Source organism: Streptococcus mitis, from assembly GCF_946190155.1.
Lineage (GTDB): Bacteria > Bacillota > Bacilli > Lactobacillales > Streptococcaceae > Streptococcus > Streptococcus mitis_CL.
Genome location: NZ_CAMHZL010000001.1, coordinates 107,884 through 129,247 on the forward strand (window position 1 = coordinate 107,884; position 21,364 = coordinate 129,247).

The following is a 21,364-nucleotide window of genomic DNA, read 5'->3' on the forward strand; positions in this document are numbered from 1 at the left end:
AGAAAGAGGAAAAATCATGAACAGTAAATTTTATAAAATGAGACGAAATCGCATGATTTCAGGAGTTTTGGCAGGTTTGTCAGACAAGTGGAACTTTGATGTTACCCTTGTTCGTTTCTTGTTTGCCATTTTTACAGTTGCCAACTTTGGACTTGGCGTGATTATCTATATCATCCTAGCTTCTATCATGCCTACCAAGGAAGAAATCGAAGCAGAAATGTACGGAACAGGCCCACGTAAACGCAAAGAAGCCCAAGCCATTGACGACAATGAAGGCTGGTTTTGGTGAGGTAGGAACAGTTATTTTACTGTTAGTCTATGAATTCGACTAATCTATTTTAAAATTTTTGAACCCTTGTATCTGCAAGGGTTTTCTTCTTGCTTTCTTTTTATGGTAAAATATTTTTAATGAAATGGCTACATTCCCCCTAATCTTACAAAAATGTAAGATTAAAGTCTCTTTTGTAAGGTTAGGTTATGGCAAGCAGCATTTTTTTGATGTAAACTAGACTCATAAAGAACAAAGGAGTAACATCATGAAACAAATCTTACATAAGAAAACAAGAAAACCAAGTCACAAAGATATCGAGCGTGTTCAGCTAGGATGCGCTATGATGCAAGCAACATTTCATTTGATGGGATATTAAGAAAGGAGATTCTCATGACACTTTTAGATGTAAAACACGTTCAAAAAATTTATAAAACTCGTTTTCAGGGCAACCAAGTAGAAGCCCTCAAGGATATTCACTTTACCGTCGAAAAGGGTGACTACGTTGCTATCATGGGTGAGTCTGGTTCTGGTAAATCAACTCTTCTCAATATCCTAGCTATGCTGGATAAACCAACTCGTGGTCAAGTTTACCTGAATGGAACAGACACTGCAACCATTAAAAATTCACAGGCTTCTAGCTTCCGTCGTGAAAAGCTGGGCTTTGTCTTCCAAGACTTTAACTTGCTAGATACTTTGTCTGTAAAAGACAATATCTTGCTTCCACTTGTCTTGTCAAGAAGGCCTATTACGGAGATGATGAAGAAATTGGTGGTGACAGCTGAGAATCTAGGCATAAACCAATTACAAGAGAAATACCCTTACGAGATTTCTGGTGGTCAGAAACAGCGTGTGGCAGTAGCCCGTGCCATCATCACAGAACCTGAAATTCTCCTTGCGGACGAGCCAACAGGAGCCCTTGATTCTAAGTCATCTGCAGCCTTACTTGATGTCTTTGATGAAATCAATGAGCGCGGCCAAACCATTCTCATGGTAACCCACTCAACAGCAGCAGCTAGCAGAGCTAAACGTGTACTCTTTATCAAAGACGGCATTCTTTACAATCAAATCTACCGTGGAGAGAAGACAGAGCGTCAGATGTTCCAAGAAATCTCTGATACCTTGACTGTCATGGCAAGCGAGGTGAATTAGTATGTTTCGATTAACCAATAAGTTAGCGGTATCGAACTTGATTAAAAACCGCAAACTCTACTATCCTTTTGCGCTGGCTGTTCTCTTGGCAGTCACCGTCACCTATCTCTTTTATTCCCTAACCTTCAATCCCAAGATTGCGGAAATTCGTGGAGGGACAACGATTCAGGCTACACTTGGATTTGGTATGTTTGTCGTCACCCTTGCGTCAGCCATTATCGTCCTCTATGCCAATAGTTTTGTCATGAAAAATCGTTCTAAGGAACTAGGAATTTATGGCATGTTGGGCTTGGAGAAGCGTCATCTAATCAGTATGACCTTTAAGGAGTTAGTGGTATTTGGGATTCTAACTGTTGGAGCGGGTATCGGTATTGGAGCCTTGTTTGACAAGTTAATTTTCGCTTTCTTGCTCAAACTGATGAAATTGAAGGTTGAGCTGGTCGCTACCTTCCAAATGAATGTTGTCATTGCAGTACTTGTTGTCTTCGGTTTGATTTTCCTAGCCCTCATGTTCCTGAATGCCCTTCGAATCGCCCGTATGAATGCCCTCCAGCTCTCGCGTGAGAAAGCAAGCGGAGAGAAAAGAGGTCGTTTCCTACCTCTCCAAACTATTCTTGGTTCCATAAGTTTAGGGATTGGCTATTATCTTGCCCTTACAGTAAAAGATCCTCTTACAGCTTTAACAACTTTCTTCCTAGCTGTTTTACTGGTTATCTTTGGTACTTATCTATTGTTTAATGCAGGAATTACCGTTTTCCTTCAGATCTTAAAGAAAAACAAGAAATACTATTACCAACCAAATAACCTCATCTCTGTTTCCAACTTGATTTTCCGTATGAAGAAAAATGCGGTTGGACTAGCAACTATCGCTATTTTGTCAACAATGGTTTTGGTAACCATGTCAGCAGCGACTAGTATTTTCAATGCCTCAGAATCCTTTAAAAAAGTGATGAATCCGCATGACTTTGGAATTACTGGACAGAATGTTGAAAAAGAAGACTTGGACAAACTCTTGAGTCAGTTTGCAAGTGACAAAGCTTATAGTGTCAAAGAGAAAGAAGTGCTTCGTTACAGTAACTTTGGTATTGCAAATCAAGAAGGAACCAAGTTAACCCTGTTTGAAAAAGGACAAAACCGTGTCCAACCAAAAACAGTTTTCATGGTATTTGACCAAAAAGATTATGAAAACATGACTGGTCAAAAACTGTCTCTATCAGGGAATGAGGTCGGTCTTTTTGCCAAAAATGACGGACTGAAAGGACAGAAAGCTCTAACTCTAAATAACCATCAATTTTCTGTCAAAGAAGAATTTAATACAGATTTTATTGTGAACCATGTCCCAAATCAGTTTAATATTTTTACTACTGATTACAATTACCTTGTTGTACCTAATTTGCAAGCATTTTTAGACCAATTCCCAGATTCGGCTATCTATAATCAGCTTTACGGTGGTATGAATGTAAATATCAGTGAAGAAGAACAACTCAAAGTCGCTGAAGAATATGAAAAATACTTACAAAAGTTTAATGCTCAATTAAACACTGAAGGTAGCTATGTGTATGGTAGCAATCTAGCAGATGCTAGTGCTCAGATGAGTGCCCTCTTTGGTGGTGTCTTCTTTATCGGTATTTTCCTATCTATTATCTTTATGGTCGGAACGGTTCTGGTCATCTACTACAAACAAATTTCTGAAGGCTATGAAGACCGTGAGCGCTTTATTATCTTGCAGAAAGTCGGTTTAGATCAAAAGCAAATCAAGCAAACCATCAACAAACAGGTTTTAACTGTTTTCTTCCTTCCTTTGCTTTTTGCCTTCATACATCTCGCCTTTGCCTACCATATGCTTAGTCTGATTCTAAAAGTGATTGGTGTAATAGATACGACTATGATGTTGATTGTGACCTTGTCTATCTGTGCTATCTTCCTCATCGCCTATGTGTTGATTTTCATGATTACTTCTAGAAGCTATCGTAAAATTGTGCAAATGTAAAAAAGATACCTCGACTTCAATATCGAGGTATTTCTTGTATTTTATACTCAATGAAAATCAAAAAGCAAACTAGGAAGCTAGCCGCAGGTTGCTCAAAGCACTGCTTTGAGGTTGCAGATAGAACTGACGAAGTCAGTAACCATATATACGGCAAGGCGAAGCTGACGTGGTTTGAAGAGATTTTCGAAGAGTATTAAATGCTGAAAAGTTGTCCTAGCAGAAAGGTAACTCCCATAGTCAAGAGACCAATAGCGAGGTTCCGAATCATAGCTGTTTTGGTTGGGGCTTTTCCAAGTTTGGCACTTGTATAGCCAGTTACCAAGAGTGAAAGGCCTACAACAAGAACAGTAGCAGGGATGCGGTAATCACTTGGGAAAATGGTCACTGATAGCATTGGAGGCAAACTTCCAAGGAAAAAGGCAACAAAGCTAGAAATGGCAGCGTGCCAAGGATTGGTAAACTCTTCATACTCAATCCCATATTTTTCCTCTACCAAAGCCTTGAGCGGATTATTTAAAAAGGCTTTGTTGGTGAGAAGTTGGGCTGATGTTTCACACTCACCATTTTGAATATAGGCAGCATAGAGGGACTTTTTGGCTAGTTCCATATCTTGGTCTAGCAAGAGTTGCTCACGCGCAACGGCTGCTTCCTCGGTATCTTTTTGAGTTGAAACGGACACATATTCTCCACCAGCCATTGAAAAGGCACCGGCCAAAATAGCTGCAAATCCTGATAAAAAGATAATCCAGATATTGCTGGTAGCACTAGCAACCCCGATAACCACACCAGCAATGGAAATAATCCCATCGTTAGCACCAAGAACACCCGCACGTAGGATATTTAAACGACCTGCAAAATTTGAATCAATTTCGTGATTTGTTTCTGACATATTATTCTCCTTTTTATCCAGTATAAAGAAAAAATATAAGGAAATCAATCTTTTAAAATTATCTGAAAAAAGTTGCACGATTTTAATTTTACGAGCTTTTTTAAAAGTTAGAAACAGTACTAGCTAGTAGAGAAGGATAAAAGAGATGCAAAGCTGATAGACTCGTCCTTTTTCTACTTATCTATGGTATAATAGGAGGTAGATTTACTAATCGGAGTAAGAAAGATTTTATGATTAAACTAGTAGCAACGGATATGGACGGAACCTTCCTAGATGGGAATGGACGCTTTGATATGGACCGCCTCAAGTCTCTTTTGGCTTCCTACAAGGAAAAAGGGATTTACTTTGCGGTGGCTTCAGGGCGAGGATTTTTATCACTAGAAAAATTATTTGCTGATGTTCGTGATGACATTATTTTCATCGCTGAAAATGGCAGTTTGGTAGAGTATCAAGGTCAGGATTTGTATGAAGCGACCATGTCTCGTGACTTTTATCTGGCAACTTTTGAAAAGCTGAAAACTTCACCCTATGTAGATACCAATAAACTGCTCTTGACGGGTAAGAAGGGTTCTTATGTGCTAGATACGGTTGATGAGACCTATTTGAAAGTGAGTCAGCACTATAATGAAAATATCCAAAAAGTAGCGAGTCTGGAAGATATCACAGATGACATTTTCAAATTTACAACCAACTTCACAGAAGAAACGCTGGAAGCTGGTGAAGCTTGGGTTAATGAACATGTTCCTGGTGTTAAGGCCATGACAACTGGCTTTGAATCCATTGATATTGTTCTGGACTATGTCGATAAGGGTGTGGCCATTGTTGAATTAGCTAAAAAACTTGGTATCACAATGGATCAGGTCATGGCTTTTGGAGACAATCTAAATGACTTGCATATGATGCAGGTTGTGGGACATCCTGTAGCTCCTGAAAATGCACGACCAGAGATTTTAGAATTAGCAGAAACTGTGATTGGTCACCATAAGGACCAGTCGGTTATAGCTTATATGGAGGGCTTATAATGGCAGATATAAAATTGATTGCATTGGACTTGGATGGGACCTTGCTGACTACTGATAAAAGGCTGACGGATCGCACCAAGGCAACCTTGAAAGCTGCGCGTGATCGTGGTATCAAGGTCGTATTAACAACTGGTCGTCCCTTAAAAGCTATGGATTTCTTTCTCCATGAGCTAGGGACTGACGGTCAGGAAGATGAGTATACGATTACTTTTAATGGTGGTTTGGTTCAGAAAAATACAGGAGAAATCCTTGATAAAACAGTCTTTTCATATGATGATGTGGCACGTTTGTATGAAGAAACAGAGAAATTATCACTGCCTCTTGATGCTATCTCAGAAGGAACTGTTTATCAAATCCAATCGGACCAAGAAAGTCTGTATGCCAAATTCAATCCAGCTTTGACTTTTGTTCCAGTGGACTTTGAAGACTTATCTAGTCAAATGACTTATAATAAATGCGTGACCGCCTTTGCTCAAGAACCCTTGGATGCAGCTATTCAGAAGATTTCTCCAGAATTGTTTGACCAATATGAAATCTTTAAATCACGTGAAATGTTGCTAGAGTGGTCACCAAAGAATGTTCATAAAGCAACAGGCTTGGCAAAACTAATCAGCCATCTTGGAATTGACCAAAGCCAAGTCATGGCCTGTGGTGACGAGGCCAATGACCTCTCTATGATTGAATGGGCAGGGCTCGGTGTTGCCATGCAAAATGCTGTTCCTGAAGTCAAGACAGTCGCAAATGTGGTAACTCCTATGACCAACGATGAGGAAGCTGTCGCCTGGGCTATCGAAGAATATGTGCTAAAGGAGAATTAAGATATGGGATTATTTGACCGTCTATTCGGAAAAAAAGAAGAACCTAAAATCGAAGAAGTTGTAAAAGAAGCTCTGGAAAATCTTGATTTGTCAGAAGATGTTGAGCCTGCCTTAACAGAAGCTGAGGAAGTTTCTCAAGAAGAAGCAGAGGTTGAAGTTGTTGAACAAGTTGCGCTCCAAGAAGAGGAAAATCAAGAGTCAGTTGAAGAAAGTATGGATTCAGAGTCAGATGTAGAGGTTCATCAAGAAGAAGTCGAAGTATTGCCAAACTCAGAAGAAGTCACAGAGGAAGGGAATACTGAGCTCCTAGAGACTGTAGAAGAAAATAGTTCTGAAGTGCTTGAACCAGAAACTCCTCAAGTAGAAGAAACTGTTCAGGAAAAATATGACCGCAGTCTTAAGAAAACTCGTACAGGCTTCGGAGCTCGTTTGAACGCCTTCTTTGCTAATTTCCGCTCTGTCGATGAAGAATTCTTCGAGGAACTGGAAGAACTGCTGATCATGAGCGACGTTGGTGTCCAAGTCGCTTCTAACTTAACAGAGGAGTTACGCTACGAAGCCAAGCTTGAAAATGCCAAGAAACCGGACGCACTTCGTCGTGTCATCATTGAGAAATTGGTTGAGCTTTATGAAAAGGATGGCAACTATGATGAAAACATCCATTTCCAAGATGGCTTGACAGTCATGCTCTTCGTTGGTGTTAATGGTGTTGGGAAAACAACTTCTATTGGGAAACTAGCCCACCGCTACAAGCAAGCTGGTAAGAAGGTCATGTTGGTTGCGGCAGATACCTTCCGTGCAGGGGCAGTAGCCCAGCTAGCTGAATGGGGCCGTCGTGTGGACGTTCCAGTTGTGACTGGACCTGAAAAAGCTGATCCAGCCAGCGTTGTCTTTGATGGTATGGAACGTGCAGTGGCTGAAGGTATCGATATTCTCATGATTGATACTGCTGGTCGTCTACAAAACAAGGATAATCTTATGGCTGAGTTGGAGAAGATTGGCCGTATCATTAAGCGTGTTGTGCCAGAAGCACCGCATGAAACCTTCTTAGCACTCGATGCATCAACAGGTCAAAATGCCCTGGTACAGGCCAAAGAATTTTCAAAAATTACCCCTTTGACAGGAATTGTCTTGACTAAGATTGATGGAACTGCTCGAGGTGGTGTTGTTTTAGCCATCCGTGAAGAACTTAATATTCCTGTAAAATTGATTGGTTTTGGTGAAAAAATCGATGATATTGGAGAGTTTAACTCAGAAAACTTTATGAAGGTTCTCTTGGAAGGCTTAATCTAATCAGAAGCAAAAATCCTGCAAGGTACAAACTTGCAGGATTTTTTTTATTCTAAGCGACCATCTTGACGATAGGCGATATCTGGTTGCCAAGTCCATTTGGCACCGAATTTTTCAAGTAAGTCAAAGCTAGCTTGAGGTCCCATGCTTCCAGCTTTATAGTCATGAAGTGGGGCACCATTTTCAGCCCAAAGCTCTTCGATACGGTCAATCAACTTCCATGATGCACCAACTTCATCCCAGTGGCTAAAGTTAGTTGAGTTGTTATTTAAGACATCATAAATCAATTTCTCGTATGGTTCTGGAGAGGCACCAGTTGCGGTCGCATCTGTACGGTAATCAAGTGAGTTTGGAGCTAAGTTGAATTCTTCTCCTACTTGCTTCCCATTTAGGCTAAGAGAGAAGCCTTCTGTTGGTTGGATATAGATGGTCAAAATGTTAGGAGCAAGTGGCTCACCAAAGATAGAGTCCATTTGTTTAAAGACGATATTGACATGAGTTCCTTTTTCAGTCAGACGTTTACCAGTACGGAAGAAGAAAGGAACGCCACGGAATCGATCGCTGTCTACAAAGAAGGCACCAGATGCAAAAGTTTCAGTTGTTGATTCTGGATTTACATTTGGTTCGCTACGATAAGAGATGTATTTCATGCCATCAATCTTACCAGAGCGGTATTGACCACGGATAAAGTGTTCTTTAAGTTCTTCATCAGTTGGATGATAGAGGTTTTTAAAGACCTTAATCTTCTCAGCACGAATTTCATCTTTTGTGAAGCTTGCTGGCTTGTCCATGGCAAGGAGAGAAAGAAGTTGGAGTGTATGGTTCTGTACCATATCACGGAGGGCACCAGATTGGTCATAGTATCCCCCACGTTCTTCTACACCCAAGCGCTCCGCAAAGGTAATTTGAACATTGTCGATAAAGTCCTTGTTCCAAACGTTTTCAAAAATCAGGTTTGCAAAGCGAACTGCAAAGATGCTTTGGATCATTTCCTTACCAAGATAATGGTCAATACGGAAAATTTGTTCTTCGTCAAATGTTGCTAGGAGCTCGTCATTCAACTTGCTTGCAGTTGCGTAATCTGTACCAAATGGTTTTTCAACGATTAAGCGTTCAAAACCTTTACCATCTACAATGTTTTCAGACTTGAGGTGTTTTGCGATAGTTCCAAAGAACTGAGGTGCCATAGACAAGAAGAAGAGCTTGTTGTGTTCAGCTTGGTACTTGTCATTTAGTTCAGCCTGCAATTGACGCAAAGCAATGTAGTGTTCTGTATCATTGACATCATGACTTTGATAGTAGAAGTGACTAGCGAATTCTTGAGCCTGTTCGGTACTATCTGCCAAATCAAGGATGGATTCGACTACAACAGATTCAAAATATTCCTTGCTCCAAGGACGACGAGCAGTTCCAATGACTGCAAAGTGCTCGGAAAGATTGCCGGATTTATATAGTCTAAAAAGGGAAGGGTAGAGCTTGCGTTTAGCCAGGTCTCCACTCGCACCGAAAATTGTAACAATAACCTTAGATGACATCTAGCTACCTAATTTCTATTTTTATTCCTAGTCTTACTAGGTATGAGGAAATCTCATTTCATAAACTTAATTCTAACATAATTTTCCGAAAAATCAAAAAATCCAATACGAGATAGAAAAAAACTGCAAGGAAATCCTTACAGTTTGAGTTTAGACGTTTAAGACCTTGTCCAAGAACTCTTTCAGACGTGGGTGTTGTGGGTTATCAAAGATTTGATCAGGTGTTCCATCTTCAAGGAATTCACCATCTGCAGTAAAGATAACACGGTTAGCAACCTGACGAGCAAATCCCATCTCATGGGTTACGATAATCATAGTCATGCCTTGTTCAGCCAATTCCTTCATAACGTTTAGTACGTCTCCGACCATTTCAGGGTCAAGGGCAGAAGTTGGTTCATCAAAGAGCATGATGTCTGGATTCATTGCTAGTCCACGAGCGATGGCTACACGTTGTTTTTGACCACCTGATAGGCTATCTGGATTTGCATTAGCTTTATCTGCTAGCCCAACCTTCTCAAGCAACTCCATTCCCAATTGCTCAGCTTCTTCCTTAGTCATCAACTTGTGCTCAATAGGAGCAAAGGTAATGTTGTCCAATACAGACATGTGTGGGAAGAGGTTGAAGTGTTGGAACACCATTCCGATATTTTCACGGACGTGGTCAACGTTGGTTGTTTTTTCAGTTAAGTCATAGCCGTTCACAGTGATGTGACCGCTAGTAACTTCTTCTAGAAGATTGAGGCTACGAAGGAAAGTTGACTTACCAGAACCTGAAGGACCGATGATACAAACAACATCTCCTTCATAGAATTTAGTCGTGATTCCTTTTAAAACCTCATTTTTTCCATAATGTTTGTGTAAATCATTTACATCAATTTTTAATTTTGCCATTAACGAATCCTCTTTTCTAAGCGTTTCGCTAGTCTAGTCAAAAGTGTGATAATTACAAGATAGAAGATAGCAAGGATTGCATACATCTTGAAACTTTGGTAGTTACGGGCAATGATAATCTTACCAGTTTGGAAGAGTTCCACCAAACCGATAGCAGATACGATAGTTGTATCTTTAAGAGCGATAACGAATTGATTGACAAAGTTTGGTAACATCAATTTAGTTGCTTGTGGCAAGATAATCTTACGCATGGTTTTTCCATAAGAGATACCCAAACTTCGGCTAGCTTCCATTTGTCCAACTGGAACAGCCTGGATACCACCACGAACGATTTCAGCGATATAAGCTGCTGCATTGAGTGAGAGGGCAATAGTACCAGCTACGAAGTCGTTAATTGGACTTTGTTGGCCTGTCATAGACTCGATGAAGTTTGGAATTCCCCAGAAGATGAAGGCTGCAAGAATCATCAATGGAATACCACGGATAACGTCAACGAAAATCTCAGAGATCACACGAAGAGATTTGTAGGGGCTAACACTAAACATACCGAAGATAATCCCGATAACAATGGCAATAGCAAATGAGATAAGAGCTAGAGCAAGAGTGATACCAAGCCCGCTAAGGAGTTGTTTGTAGTTATTTTGGAGCAAACCCCAGATAGTTGTTTCGTCAACAGTGCTTGTTGAAACAGTTGAAGATTCGCTAGCTAGGTATTTATCAAGAATCTTTTGGAATTCACCGTTTGCTTTAAGGTTTGCAAGTCCGTTATTGAACATTTCAATCAATTCTGGATTTGCTCCTTTTTTAACTGCAAAGGCTGTTTCACCGATTGGAGTTCCAGCGATTGGAGTTTTTAATTTTTGACCTTGGCTGATAGAATATTTGAGAACAGGCTCATCATCCATAACGGCATCGATGGCCCCAGTATTTAGACTGTCATACATTGACGAACCATCAGCGAAGGTTTTGATTTTGTAACCGTATTTGCTTTGATTTTCTGTTAGGAAGGTTTGAGAAGCAGTTCCGTTTTTAACACCAACTGTCTTTCCTTTCAAATCTTCATAAGAAGCAATAGTGCTTGATTCTTTGACACCAAGGATAGTATTAGCAGTGTAGTATGATTCTGAGAAATCAAAAGTTGCCTTACGAGCATCCGTAACTGACATACCTGCTATGATACCATCTGCTTGACCAGCTTGGACAGCGCTAATCGCTGCATCGAAACCTGGATTGGTGATTTCAATTTCAAAACCTTGGTCTTTTGCGATTGCCTTAATCAATTCCATATCAATACCAGTAAATTGGTTACTTGAATTTTGGAAAACAAAAGGTGCAAAAGAAGAATCACTTGCAATGATGTATTTAGCTTTAACAGGAGTTGCTTTTAGACCAGTTGCAGTCGTTGTAGTTGGCACTTCTGAAGAAGATGATGCAGTCCATTTCTTGATGATTTTATCAAGGCTACCATCTTTTTTCATTTCAGCCAATGCCTGGTTAAATTCAGTAACTAAATGCTCGTATTTGCTTCCTTTTTTAACACCGAAAGCAAAACTACCTACAGCTTCCCCATCCATTTCAATATGGAGGTCTTGACCTTGGTTAATGGCATATTCGATAACAGGTTTGTCATCCATCATGGCATCGATGGCACCAGCACTCAAGCTGTTGTTCATCAAATCACCAGTGTCAAATGTTTTAATGCTAAAGGCATATTTATCCTTAATACTTTCAAGGAAACGTTGAGCGGCAGTTCCGTTTTTAACACCAACAGTTTTACCTTTTAATTGGTCATACTGACTAATCTTGTGTGACTTTGTAGTTGCAATGACAACTTTTGTATCATAGTAAGTATCAGACATGGTGAAAACTTTTTCACGTTCTGCAGTTTTTGTCATTCCTGCCATGATTGCGTCAGCTTGACCAGCTTGAACCGCATTGACCGCTGCGTCAAATCCAGGATAGGACATCTGAATGTTCCATCCTTTAATCTCAGCGACTTTGTTAATAATGTCAACATCAATTCCTTTATAAGTTTGATCTGAATCTTTAAACTCAAAAGGTGCATAGGCGGTATCAGAAACAATCTTAATCGTTTCAGCTTTCGCAATACCTAATGAGAAAATTGGGAATAAAATTAGCAAAAATGCTAGAAATTTTTTCTTCATTTTTAGTCTCCTTTTCCGAATATTTTCCCATTATATCAGAAAAAGTAAAAAAAGGCAAATTTTTATATTTCTGTGTCAGAAAATGTAACATTGTTTTTTCTTTTCTTTCTTGAATTGCTATTAAAAAGTGCTATAATAATAGTATATATAGAAGAAAAGAGGACAGGGATATGAAGAACAAAAGAATATTTAAAGACTTCCAAGCTTCAAAAATGAGTTTAAACATTTACACAAGCCCCTTGTTAGCCTTTGCTTTTGTCTTTATAGGAGAGTTTGTTGCATATACTTTGTATGGTATTAGCTTGTTAGCTCTCATCGGACTTGCTAGAAATTTTGGTGAGACTGGTCAAAATCTTGCAAGCTACTTGCAAACCTTGCAGGAGAGCTTGACGGATAAATCAAGTGACTTTCGTTTAATTTTAGAATTGCTGGCCTTTGGTTTTATTCTCAACACTGTGTTCAGATGGACTAGAAAAGTTGAGAAAAGACCTATTCGAACCTTGGGATTTTATAGAGAAAATTTCCTCAGCAGTCTTCTGAAAGGATTTGGACTAGGTCTGGCACTTTTTCTTCTGACCTTGTTAGGTTTGGTGGCCTTAGGGCAATATCGTTTGGAATCCATTCATTTGAATCCTTATTCGCTTACCTTTGTCGTCTTTACTATCCCATTTTGGATTTTACAGGGGACAGCAGAAGAAGTGGTGTCCCGTGCATGGCTCCTTCCACAATTGGCCTCAAGAACCAATCTAAAACTTGCTGTTGTCATATCTAGCATATTTTTTACCCTGCTTCATATGGGGAATTCTGGTTTAACACCTCTATCTCTAGTGAATCTCTTCTTATTCGGAGTTGCTATGGCTCTTTATCTTCTCAAAACCGATACAGTTTGGGGTGTTGCAGGTATTCATGGGGCTTGGAATTTTGCTCAAGGAAATCTCTTTGGCATTTTAGTTAGTGGTCAACCATCAGGAACGTCTCTGATGACCTTTTTACCACAAGGCAATCAAGATTGGCTATCAGGTGGTTCTTTTGGTATAGAAGGTTCTATCATGACAAGTCTGGTATTGCTACTGCTGATTATCTATCTCGCTTACCAATTAAACAAAGAAAATGAAAGGATGTGACTTCTGTCCGTCCTTTTCTTCGTGAAAATGCTGTAAGTATGCTAAAATAGGAATAGCACATGGAGAGAGGATTCTTATGATCAATCGCATTACAGATAATCAATTTAAACTAGTATCAAAATATCAACCATCAGGAGATCAACCCCAAGCTATCGAGCAGTTGGTTGATAATATCGAGGGTGGAGAAAAAGCTCAGATTCTGATGGGAGCGACTGGTACAGGGAAGACCTATACCATGAGTCAAGTCATTTCTAAGGTCAATAAACCAACTCTGGTCATTGCCCACAATAAAACTCTAGCAGGCCAGCTTTATGGGGAGTTTAAGGAATTTTTCCCTGAAAATGCTGTTGAGTATTTCGTATCTTACTATGATTATTACCAACCTGAGGCCTATGTACCTTCTAGCGATACCTATATTGAGAAGGATAGTTCTGTCAATGACGAGATTGACAAGCTTCGTCACTCAGCGACTTCGGCTCTTTTGGAGCGTAATGATGTCATTGTCGTTGCCTCTGTCTCTTGTATCTATGGTTTAGGTTCTCCCAAGGAATACGCTGATAGTGTCGTGAGTCTCCGTCCAGGTCTTGAAATTTCTCGTGATAAACTTTTGAATGATTTGGTGGATATCCAGTTTGAGCGCAACGATATTGATTTCCAACGGGGCAGATTTCGTGTTCGTGGGGATGTGGTGGAGATTTTCCCAGCTTCCCGCGATGAACACGCTTTTCGAGTAGAGTTCTTCGGAGACGAAATTGACCGTATTCGTGAAGTTGAGGCTCTGACAGGTCAGGTGTTGGGAGAAGTCGATCATTTGGCTATTTTCCCAGCTACTCACTTTGTGACCAATGACGACCACATGGAAGTTGCCATTGCCAAGATTCAGGCCGAGTTGGAAGAGCAACTAGCTGTCTTTGAGAAGGAAGGCAAACTGCTTGAAGCCCAGCGTTTGAAACAGCGGACAGAATATGATATCGAAATGCTGCGTGAGATGGGCTATACCAACGGGGTTGAAAACTACTCACGCCACATGGATGGACGTAGCGAAGGTGAGCCACCTTATACGCTTCTCGATTTCTTCCCAGATGATTTCTTGATTATGATTGATGAGAGCCACATGACCATGGGGCAGATCAAGGGCATGTACAATGGAGACCGCTCTCGTAAGGAAATGCTGGTTAATTATGGTTTCCGTTTGCCGTCTGCTCTTGACAATCGTCCTCTCCGTCGTGAGGAGTTTGAAAGTCATGTGCACCAGATTGTTTACGTTTCAGCGACACCTGGTGACTATGAAAATGAACAGACTGAGACAGTGATTGAGCAAATCATTCGTCCGACAGGGCTTTTGGATCCTGAGGTGGAAGTACGTCCGACCATGGGACAGATTGATGACCTCTTAGGTGAAATCAATGCCCGTGTTGAAAAGAATGAACGAACCTTTATCACAACCTTGACCAAGAAAATGGCAGAGGACTTAACCGACTACTTCAAGGAAATGGGTATCAAGGTCAAGTACATGCACTCGGATATCAAGACCTTGGAACGGACGGAGATTATCCGTGACCTGCGCTTGGGTGTCTTTGATGTCTTGGTCGGAATCAACCTCCTTCGTGAAGGGATTGACGTTCCTGAAGTGAGCCTAGTAGCTATTCTCGATGCTGACAAGGAAGGTTTCCTTCGTAACGAACGTGGACTCATCCAAACCATTGGCCGCGCTGCCCGTAATAGCGAAGGCCATGTCATCATGTACGCTGACACAGTTACCCAGTCTATGCAACGTGCTATCGATGAAACTGCTCGCCGTCGCAAAATCCAGATGGCCTATAATGAAGAACACGGTATTGTGCCTCAGACAATCAAGAAAGAAATCCGTGATCTGATTGCTGTGACCAAGGCAGTTGCCAAGGAAGAAGAAAAAGAAGTCGATATCAATAGTCTCAACAAACAAGAACGCAAAGAACTTGTCAAGAAACTAGAAAAACAAATGCAAGAAGCTGTCGAAGTGCTTGACTTTGAACTGGCTGCACAGATTCGCGATATGATGCTGGAAGTCAAGGCGTTGGATTAAGGAGAAGAAAACAAATGACGGTTATTATCAAATCAATGGAAACTCCTGAAGAGATAGAAGGTAAATCCTTCGTTCACTGGCAAACGTGGAGAGTGGCTTATGATGACCTTTTGCCTGCAGAATTTCAGGAGACAATGACATTAGAAAGATGTCGATTCTTTAGTCAAAAGTATCCAGAAAATACATTGATTGCGATGGATGGTATGAAGGTAGTTGGTTTTATAAGTTATGGCAACTTTCGTGATGAGACTATTCAAGCTGGTGAAATTATTGCTTTATATGTTTTAAAAGACTATTATGGAAAAGGCATCGCACAAAAGTTAATGAAAGCAGCTTTGATTGCTCTTGATCATTTTTCTGAAATTTTCTTATGGGTATTGAAAGATAATAAGCGCGCCATTGCTTTCTATCAAAAAATGGGCTTTACTTTTGATGGACAAGAAAAGATGCTTGAACTTGGAAAGCCCATAAAGGAAAAACGGATGGTATTCTATTCTAAATAATTTTAAAAAGTAGAAGCTAATGGTACTGGTACCAAGTCTAAAAATTTAATAAATTAGAAAGTGAGTAAATTTATGTCCCGTTCCCAGTTAACGATTTTAACAAATATTTGTCTGATTGAAGACCTCGAAACTCAGCGCGTGGTTATGCAGTATCGCTCTCCTGAAAACAATCGATGGTCAGGTTATGCCTTTCCAGGAGGTCATGTAGAAAATGGCGAGTCTTTCGCAGAGTCTGTCATTCGTGAAATCTATGAAGAAACAGGATTGACTATCCAAAATCCTCAACTGGTAGGCATTAAGAATTGGCCACTAGATACAGGTGGGCGCTATATTGTCATTTGTTATAAGGCGACAGAGTTCTCTGGTAGCCTTCGCTCTTCAGATGAAGGAGAAGTTTCTTGGGTGCAAAAAGACCAGATTCCAAACTTGGATCTGGCCTATGATATGCTACCCTTGATGGAGATGATGGAAGCTCCGGACAAATCTGAATTTTTCTACCCTCGCCGTACAGAAGACGATTGGGAAAAGAAAATTTTTTAGTCTTTTACTAAATAACCGAGCTGATCCAAGGCCTCCTCGATATAGTGGAGGTCTTGTTGTGTTTCGGCTTCGACTAGGTGGTAATGGATACCATCTGTCAATTCAGATAAAGGTTTAAAATCAGAATGCTCGACTTGTTCTAGAAAATGTTGAACGTCTCGGCGGCAAGACAGTTTAAGCAAGGTTTCAATTTCTCCATAAACTGGATGGTCAATCAAGGTATTTTGAACACGCCCTCCATTATCTACAATAGCAAGGAGTTCCTGACCAATTTCTTCAACTTCATGTTTCACTTTGAATAGTTTGTGAACATAAGGATTGGTATCAATTTGCTTATAGATGTAGCCACGATTAGTGGATAGGATAGGAGCGCCATCGGCTCTTAAAATTGCAATGTCTTGTACAATGACTTGGCGTGTGACATGAAAATGCTCCGCCAAACTTTGGCCATTGAGGGCTTTAGGGGCTTCTTTCAAGAGTTGGAGCAGGGCTTGTTTGCGATTTTTTGTCATAGTTCTTCCTTTTAACGGCGTTTTCGAAGCACTTTATAGACAGCTAGTGCTAACGTATAGTCTACCATACTATGGATAATTGTGCCAAATCCAACTAGTACAAAGAGAACATAAAACATATTTTCTACATTAGTACCGGAAGTGGTGTAAAAAACGACACAGGCTAATACTTCAGCAAGGGCATGAACGACAGCTAACACAAAGTTGAAAATCCAGGAAGATTTTGGTTTATCAAGGGTATCGGGGAATTTTTGTAGGTAAAGAGCCCCCAAAGTCCCAAAAAAGATATGGGAAAAAGCTCGAAATACGATAACCATAGGATAGCCAGCCATCAAAAATCCAAAACTAGAGGCTAGGATGACAAAAACAGCCATCAAGGGCGATAAGAACATGGCAATAAAAATAGCGATGTGGCTTCCTAAAGTATAGGAGGCAGGTGGAATGACAATCTTGAAAGGCATAACAATTGGAATCAAAATTGCAATAGCCGTTAAGAGGGCAGTCATTGTCATAAATTGTGTCTTTTTTCGTGTATTCATAAGAATCTCCTTTTTTGACTGTATATACACTAGTATAGTACAATAAACAAGACAATAAAGCAAGGATTTACTTAAGTTTATAGGTCGTTTTTCAGTTAATACTTTTAGAAAATCTCTTCAAACCACATCAGCTTCAATCCATAACCTCAAAACCGTGTTTTAACCAACCTGCAGCTTGCTTCCTAGTTTGCTCTTTGATTTTCATTGAGTATAAATATTGGTAAAGATTTCACTAATAATAGTAACGATATAAAGCAAAATCTCCACCTTCAGGTTTGAAAGTGGAGATTGTTTTTATTTTTTCAAAGTCTGTAGTCTTGGAACAATGGCTAGGGTTAGAACTGCGGAAATGACTAATTCGGCAATCGAATTTGTTGAGATAACAGTTGCTAGGAGTTTTTGGATATTACCATCAAAAACATTTCCAAAAAGGTAGAAAATTCCACCAAGTACAAAGATTGTGTTGGTTAGCGAACCAAGGGCACCAGCTAGAATCAGACCAGTTTTATTTTTCATCAGTTTATAGACTAGATAAGGAGTTAAACCAATCAAAATACGTGGGACGATGGCAATGATAGCTGAGTAGATGTTCCCATTTGGTACGAAGGGAGAGAAGAGGTAGCTTGTCGGTAGAATTGTAATTGTGTTAACCGTCAAACTAAGTAGCCCCATCAAAAATCCAAGTGTAACACCAACGCGTGGACCGTAGATAATGCTGGCAATAATGACAGGAATATGAACGATGGTCGGTTTGATTGGGAATGGAAAAAGGTTAAAGATAAGTGAGCTCAGAAAGTGTATCACGAGCATGGTTGCAAAAAAGATAGCAATGGGTGCAATATTAGAGCGTTTTTTCATCGAGAGTTTCCTTTATTCTTTCTAAAATAATTGTGAGGTCGGCTAAAGCTCCTCGTCCATGGTCTCCACAAGCTAGTAGGGATTCCTTAGGAGCAATCAGCTGATAGCCGTAGGTTTTTAATGTTTTCAGATTAGCCTGAGTTGCTGGATGGTCATACATTTTTGTATTCATAGCTGGTGCGATGAGTTTGGGAATATGACTTGGCAAGGCTAGAGCTGTACTGGTTACCATATTGTCCGCAAAGCCGTGGGCTAGTTTTGCAATAGTGTTAGCAGTTGCAGGTACTACGATAAATAGATCCGTTTCTTTTCCAAGTTCAATATGATTGACTTGATTTGGATAGGGTTCCTTCATGACATCCAAGTGAACAGGATTCTGTGAGAGTACCTGTAGTGTCAAAGGTTGGATAAACTCTGTAGCAGCTTGAGTCATTAAGACAGTGACTTGATGACCTTGTTTTTTTAGAGAACTGACTAAATCTGCCGACTTGTAAGAGGCGATAGACCCTGTTACAGCCAAGAGAATATGTGCCATAGCTTTCCTTTCTATGAATGATAGGCTTGAATTTTTTCAAGGAGGAGTTCTGCAATTTCTTCTTTAGTCTGGACTGTTTGAAGCTGATTTTTCTCAACAAAGATTGCACGATGCTGGTTTGCTGAGATTTGAGTCAGGTCATTTGCGATAATCAAGTCTGCTTGGTTCTTGATAAGACTTTTTCTGGCAATCTCGATGAGATAATCCTCAGAGACATCAACCAGCAGTTTGAAACCAATCAGATGAATAGCAGGATTCCATTCCTTGACTAGAGAGATGATTTTGGGTGTCTTTTTTAGGAACAAAACCTGAACCTCGTCAGTTGAAGAAATCTTAGCTTGATGATTTTGCTTGCTTAAAAATTCTTCCAAATTGGAACTAGATTGAACTTCCTCAAACCCTGTCATATAGACAGGAGTGTAATCGGACACCGCCATTGAGTGAATCAAGATCTGATAATCCTGAACACGTTCTTGCATTTCTAGTAGAAGGTCCTTGGTATTGTTAATTTCTCGAATATTTAGGTTGGGATGGGCTTCTGGCTTCAAAGCTCGTTTTGTAGTAATTAAACAAACTTCATGCCCTGCAGCAAGCAAAGTTTCTGTGATGATTTTGCCCAGGCGACCTGTAGAATGGTTAGTGATAGAGCGGACGCTATCGATAGCTTCACTGGTACCGCCCGATGTAACTAAAATTTTCATAGCACTATTGTACACAAAAATAAACGGTAAGTAAAATGAAAGTGATAAATTTTTGGTAAAAGGAAAGAATATAGTTTCAAACTATAAAGCCATATAAAATTTAAGAAAGGACTCTAAAAACCTTAAAAATAGTGATATTTACGAACGTTTAGAGAGTTTTAGGATGTTAAAAATCTTGTTTTGTGTTATAATGAATTATCATATAAGAGGTTAGAGGAGTTTTGAATGAAAACAGATATTGAAATCGCACAGAGTATTGAGCTGAAGCCAATCGTTGATGTTGTAGAGAAACTTGGTATTTCTTACGACGATTTGGAGTTGTACGGAAAGTACAAGGCTAAGCTCAGCTTTGATAAAATTCGTGCAGTTGAGAGCAATCCAGTTGGGAAATTGATTTTGGTTACTGCCATCAACCCAACACCTGCAGGTGAAGGAAAATCAACCATTACCATTGGTCTTGCGGATGCCTTGAATAAGATTGGCAAGAAAACCATGATTGCTATTCGCGAACCATCTCTTGGTCCAGTAATGGGGATTAAGGGCGGTGCCGCTGGTGGTGGTTATGCTCAAGTGTTACCAATGGAAGACATCAACCTTCACTTCACTGGAGACATGCATGCCATTACGACTGCCAACAATGCTCTTTCTGCCTTGATTGACAACCACTTGCACCAAGGGAATGAGTTGGGAATTGACCAACGTCGTATCCTTTGGAAACGTGTTGTGGACTTGAATGATCGTGCCCTTCGTCATGTTACAGTTGGGCTTGGTGGTCCTTTAAATGGTATCCCACGTGAGGATGGCTTTGACATTACCGTTGCTTCCGAAATCATGGCAATTCTTTGCTTGGCTACGGACATCGAGGACTTGAAACGCCGTTTGGCCAATATCGTTATCGGTTATCGTTACGATCGTACACCAGTTTCTGTGGGTGATTTACAGGTAGAAGGTGCCTTGGCTTTGATTTTGAAGGATGCGATTAAGCCAAACTTGGTTCAGACAATTTACGGAACACCTGCCTTTGTACATGGTGGTCCATTTGCCAATATTGCTCATGGATGTAACTCTGTCTTAGCAACTACAACAGCCCTTCACTTGGCTGATTACACAGTTACTGAAGCTGGTTTTGGTGCAGACCTTGGTGCTGAGAAATTCCTTGATATCAAGACACCAAACTTGCCAACTTCTCCAGATGCAGTTGTTATTGTCGCAACCCTTCGTGCCCTTAAGATGAATGGTGGCGTGTCTAAAGATGCTCTTACAGAGGAAAATGTGGAGGCAGTTCGTGCCGGTTTTGCCAACTTGAAACGCCATGTTGAGAACATCCGTAAGTTCGGTATTCCAGCAGTTGTTGCGATTAACGAATTTGTATCTGATACAGAAGCTGAAATTGCAGCCTTGAAAGAACTCTGTGCCTCAATTGATGTTCCAGTTGAGCTGGCTAGTGTTTGGGCTGATGGTGCAGAAGGTGGAGTAGCGCTTGCCGAAACGGTTGTTCAGACTATTGCTGAAAATCCATCCAACTATACTCGCCTTTATGACAACGACCTTTCTGTCCAAGAGAAGATCGAAAAGATTGTTACTGAAATCTATCGCGGGACAAAAGTCAACTTTGAAAAGAAAGCTCAAACGCAAATCGCTCAGATTGTTCAGAATGGTTGGGATAAATTGCCAATCTGTATGGCGAAAACTCAATACAGTTTCTCAGACAATCCAAATGCACTTGGAGCGCCAGAGAACTTTGAAATTACCATTCGTGAATTGGTACCAAAATTGGGGGCTGGCTTTATCGTTGCCCTTACTGGTGATGTCATGACCATGCCAGGACTTCCAAAACGACCTGCAGCTCTCAACATGGATGTTGAAAGTGACGGAACCGTTCTAGGCTTGTTCTAAGATTTAGATGATATTAAAAGAGTTTGGAAATGCTATCCAAGCTCTTTTTCCTGTCAAAGAATAACCTCAAC

Annotated in this window: 20 protein-coding genes; 11 read left to right on the forward strand and 9 right to left on the reverse strand. The window is 40.3% G+C overall.

Annotated elements, in window-relative coordinates; genetic code table 11:
- Positions 1–16: 16 nt before the first annotated feature.
- The 3 genes from N8O80_RS00510 to N8O80_RS00520 all read left to right on the forward strand — a co-directional run bounded on the left by N8O80_RS00510 (position 17) and on the right by N8O80_RS00520 (position 3,410).
- Complete coding sequence (locus tag N8O80_RS00510; protein WP_001085044.1) at positions 17–289, forward strand: PspC domain-containing protein; 273 nt, start codon at positions 17–19, stop codon at positions 287–289.
- A gap of 372 nt (positions 290–661) precedes the next feature.
- A complete protein-coding gene (locus N8O80_RS00515) occupies positions 662–1,420 on the forward strand; it encodes an ABC transporter ATP-binding protein (protein ID WP_000173372.1) in 759 nt (252 codons plus the stop codon).
- Position 1,421: 1 nt separating this feature from the next.
- The gene (locus N8O80_RS00520) at positions 1,422–3,410 is read left to right on the forward strand and encodes an ABC transporter permease (RefSeq protein WP_261026214.1); all 1,989 of its coding nucleotides are present in this window, start codon (positions 1,422–1,424) and stop codon (positions 3,408–3,410) included.
- A 193-nt stretch (positions 3,411–3,603) separates the two neighbouring features.
- On the opposite strand, the gene N8O80_RS00525 is transcribed toward N8O80_RS00520, so the two are convergent.
- Entirely contained in the window at positions 3,604–4,299 is a 696-nt protein-coding gene (locus tag N8O80_RS00525; RefSeq protein WP_261026216.1) for a VIT1/CCC1 transporter family protein, read from the reverse strand.
- Positions 4,300–4,529: 230 nt separating this feature from the next.
- On the opposite strand from N8O80_RS00525, the gene N8O80_RS00530 reads away from it, so the two are divergent.
- From N8O80_RS00530 to ftsY, 3 genes are read left to right on the forward strand one after another with little or no spacing between them, the layout of a single operon-like run.
- Positions 4,530–5,321, forward strand: coding sequence for a Cof-type HAD-IIB family hydrolase (locus N8O80_RS00530; protein WP_261026218.1), 792 nt, complete (start codon positions 4,530–4,532; stop codon positions 5,319–5,321).
- A complete protein-coding gene (locus N8O80_RS00535) occupies positions 5,321–6,139 on the forward strand; it encodes a Cof-type HAD-IIB family hydrolase (RefSeq protein WP_261026220.1) in 819 nt (272 codons plus the stop codon). Before N8O80_RS00530 ends, N8O80_RS00535 begins: the two co-directional genes overlap by 1 nt.
- 3 nt (positions 6,140–6,142) lie before the next feature.
- The gene (ftsY, locus tag N8O80_RS00540; protein ID WP_261026222.1) at positions 6,143–7,432 is read left to right on the forward strand and encodes a signal recognition particle-docking protein FtsY; all 1,290 of its coding nucleotides are present in this window, start codon (positions 6,143–6,145) and stop codon (positions 7,430–7,432) included.
- Between the two features lie 44 nt (positions 7,433–7,476).
- Here the strand turns inward: ftsY and zwf are convergent, their stop codons facing one another.
- The 3 genes from zwf to N8O80_RS00555 form a co-directional block, all read right to left on the reverse strand.
- Positions 7,477–8,964, reverse strand: a complete 1,488-nt coding sequence (gene zwf, locus N8O80_RS00545) for a glucose-6-phosphate dehydrogenase (protein WP_049501794.1) — start codon at positions 8,962–8,964, stop codon at positions 7,477–7,479.
- A 150-nt stretch (positions 8,965–9,114) separates the two neighbouring features.
- Entirely contained in the window at positions 9,115–9,855 is a 741-nt protein-coding gene (locus N8O80_RS00550) for an amino acid ABC transporter ATP-binding protein (RefSeq protein ID WP_078238412.1), read from the reverse strand.
- The gene (locus N8O80_RS00555) at positions 9,855–12,020 is read right to left on the reverse strand and encodes an ABC transporter substrate-binding protein/permease (protein ID WP_261026223.1); all 2,166 of its coding nucleotides are present in this window, start codon (positions 12,018–12,020) and stop codon (positions 9,855–9,857) included. Before N8O80_RS00555 ends, N8O80_RS00550 begins: the two co-directional genes overlap by 1 nt.
- 170 nt (positions 12,021–12,190) lie before the next feature.
- Between N8O80_RS00555 and N8O80_RS00560 the strand changes: the two genes are divergently transcribed.
- The 4 genes from N8O80_RS00560 (at position 12,191) to N8O80_RS00575 (ending at position 16,252) form a co-directional block, all read left to right on the forward strand.
- On the forward strand, positions 12,191–13,144 hold the full coding sequence (locus N8O80_RS00560; protein ID WP_261026224.1) for a CPBP family intramembrane glutamic endopeptidase: 954 nt from the start codon (positions 12,191–12,193) through the stop codon (positions 13,142–13,144).
- A 76-nt stretch (positions 13,145–13,220) separates the two neighbouring features.
- Positions 13,221–15,209 carry an excinuclease ABC subunit UvrB gene (gene uvrB / locus N8O80_RS00565; protein WP_020902808.1) on the forward strand — a complete coding sequence of 663 codons (1,989 nt, stop codon included), beginning with the start codon at positions 13,221–13,223 and terminating at the stop codon, positions 15,207–15,209.
- Between the two features lie 14 nt (positions 15,210–15,223).
- Complete coding sequence (locus N8O80_RS00570) at positions 15,224–15,712, forward strand: GNAT family N-acetyltransferase (RefSeq protein WP_020901419.1); 489 nt, start codon at positions 15,224–15,226, stop codon at positions 15,710–15,712.
- A gap of 72 nt (positions 15,713–15,784) precedes the next feature.
- Positions 15,785–16,252, forward strand: coding sequence for an 8-oxo-dGTP diphosphatase (locus N8O80_RS00575; RefSeq protein ID WP_033681733.1), 468 nt, complete (start codon positions 15,785–15,787; stop codon positions 16,250–16,252).
- Here N8O80_RS00575 and N8O80_RS00580 read toward each other — a convergent pair.
- The 5 genes from N8O80_RS00580 to coaB form a co-directional block, all read right to left on the reverse strand.
- The gene (locus N8O80_RS00580; protein WP_261026227.1) at positions 16,249–16,764 is read right to left on the reverse strand and encodes a transcription repressor NadR; all 516 of its coding nucleotides are present in this window, start codon (positions 16,762–16,764) and stop codon (positions 16,249–16,251) included. The two genes, N8O80_RS00575 and N8O80_RS00580, sit on opposite strands and share 4 nt — an antisense overlap.
- A gap of 11 nt (positions 16,765–16,775) precedes the next feature.
- Positions 16,776–17,303 (reverse strand): ECF transporter S component, encoded by a 528-nt coding sequence (locus tag N8O80_RS00585; RefSeq protein ID WP_261026229.1) that lies wholly within the window; start codon positions 17,301–17,303, stop codon positions 16,776–16,778.
- Between the two features lie 294 nt (positions 17,304–17,597).
- A complete protein-coding gene (locus N8O80_RS00590) occupies positions 17,598–18,161 on the reverse strand; it encodes an ECF transporter S component (RefSeq protein ID WP_000747411.1) in 564 nt (187 codons plus the stop codon).
- Entirely contained in the window at positions 18,145–18,696 is a 552-nt protein-coding gene (gene coaC / locus N8O80_RS00595) for a phosphopantothenoylcysteine decarboxylase (protein ID WP_261026234.1), read from the reverse strand. Before coaC ends, N8O80_RS00590 begins: the two co-directional genes overlap by 17 nt.
- Positions 18,697–18,707: 11 nt before the next feature.
- A complete protein-coding gene (gene coaB, locus N8O80_RS00600; protein WP_261026237.1) occupies positions 18,708–19,397 on the reverse strand; it encodes a phosphopantothenate--cysteine ligase in 690 nt (229 codons plus the stop codon).
- Between the two features lie 225 nt (positions 19,398–19,622).
- On the opposite strand from coaB, the gene N8O80_RS00605 reads away from it, so the two are divergent.
- Positions 19,623–21,293 (forward strand): formate--tetrahydrofolate ligase, encoded by a 1,671-nt coding sequence (locus tag N8O80_RS00605; RefSeq protein ID WP_261026240.1) that lies wholly within the window; start codon positions 19,623–19,625, stop codon positions 21,291–21,293.
- Positions 21,294–21,364: the final 71 nt, after the last annotated feature.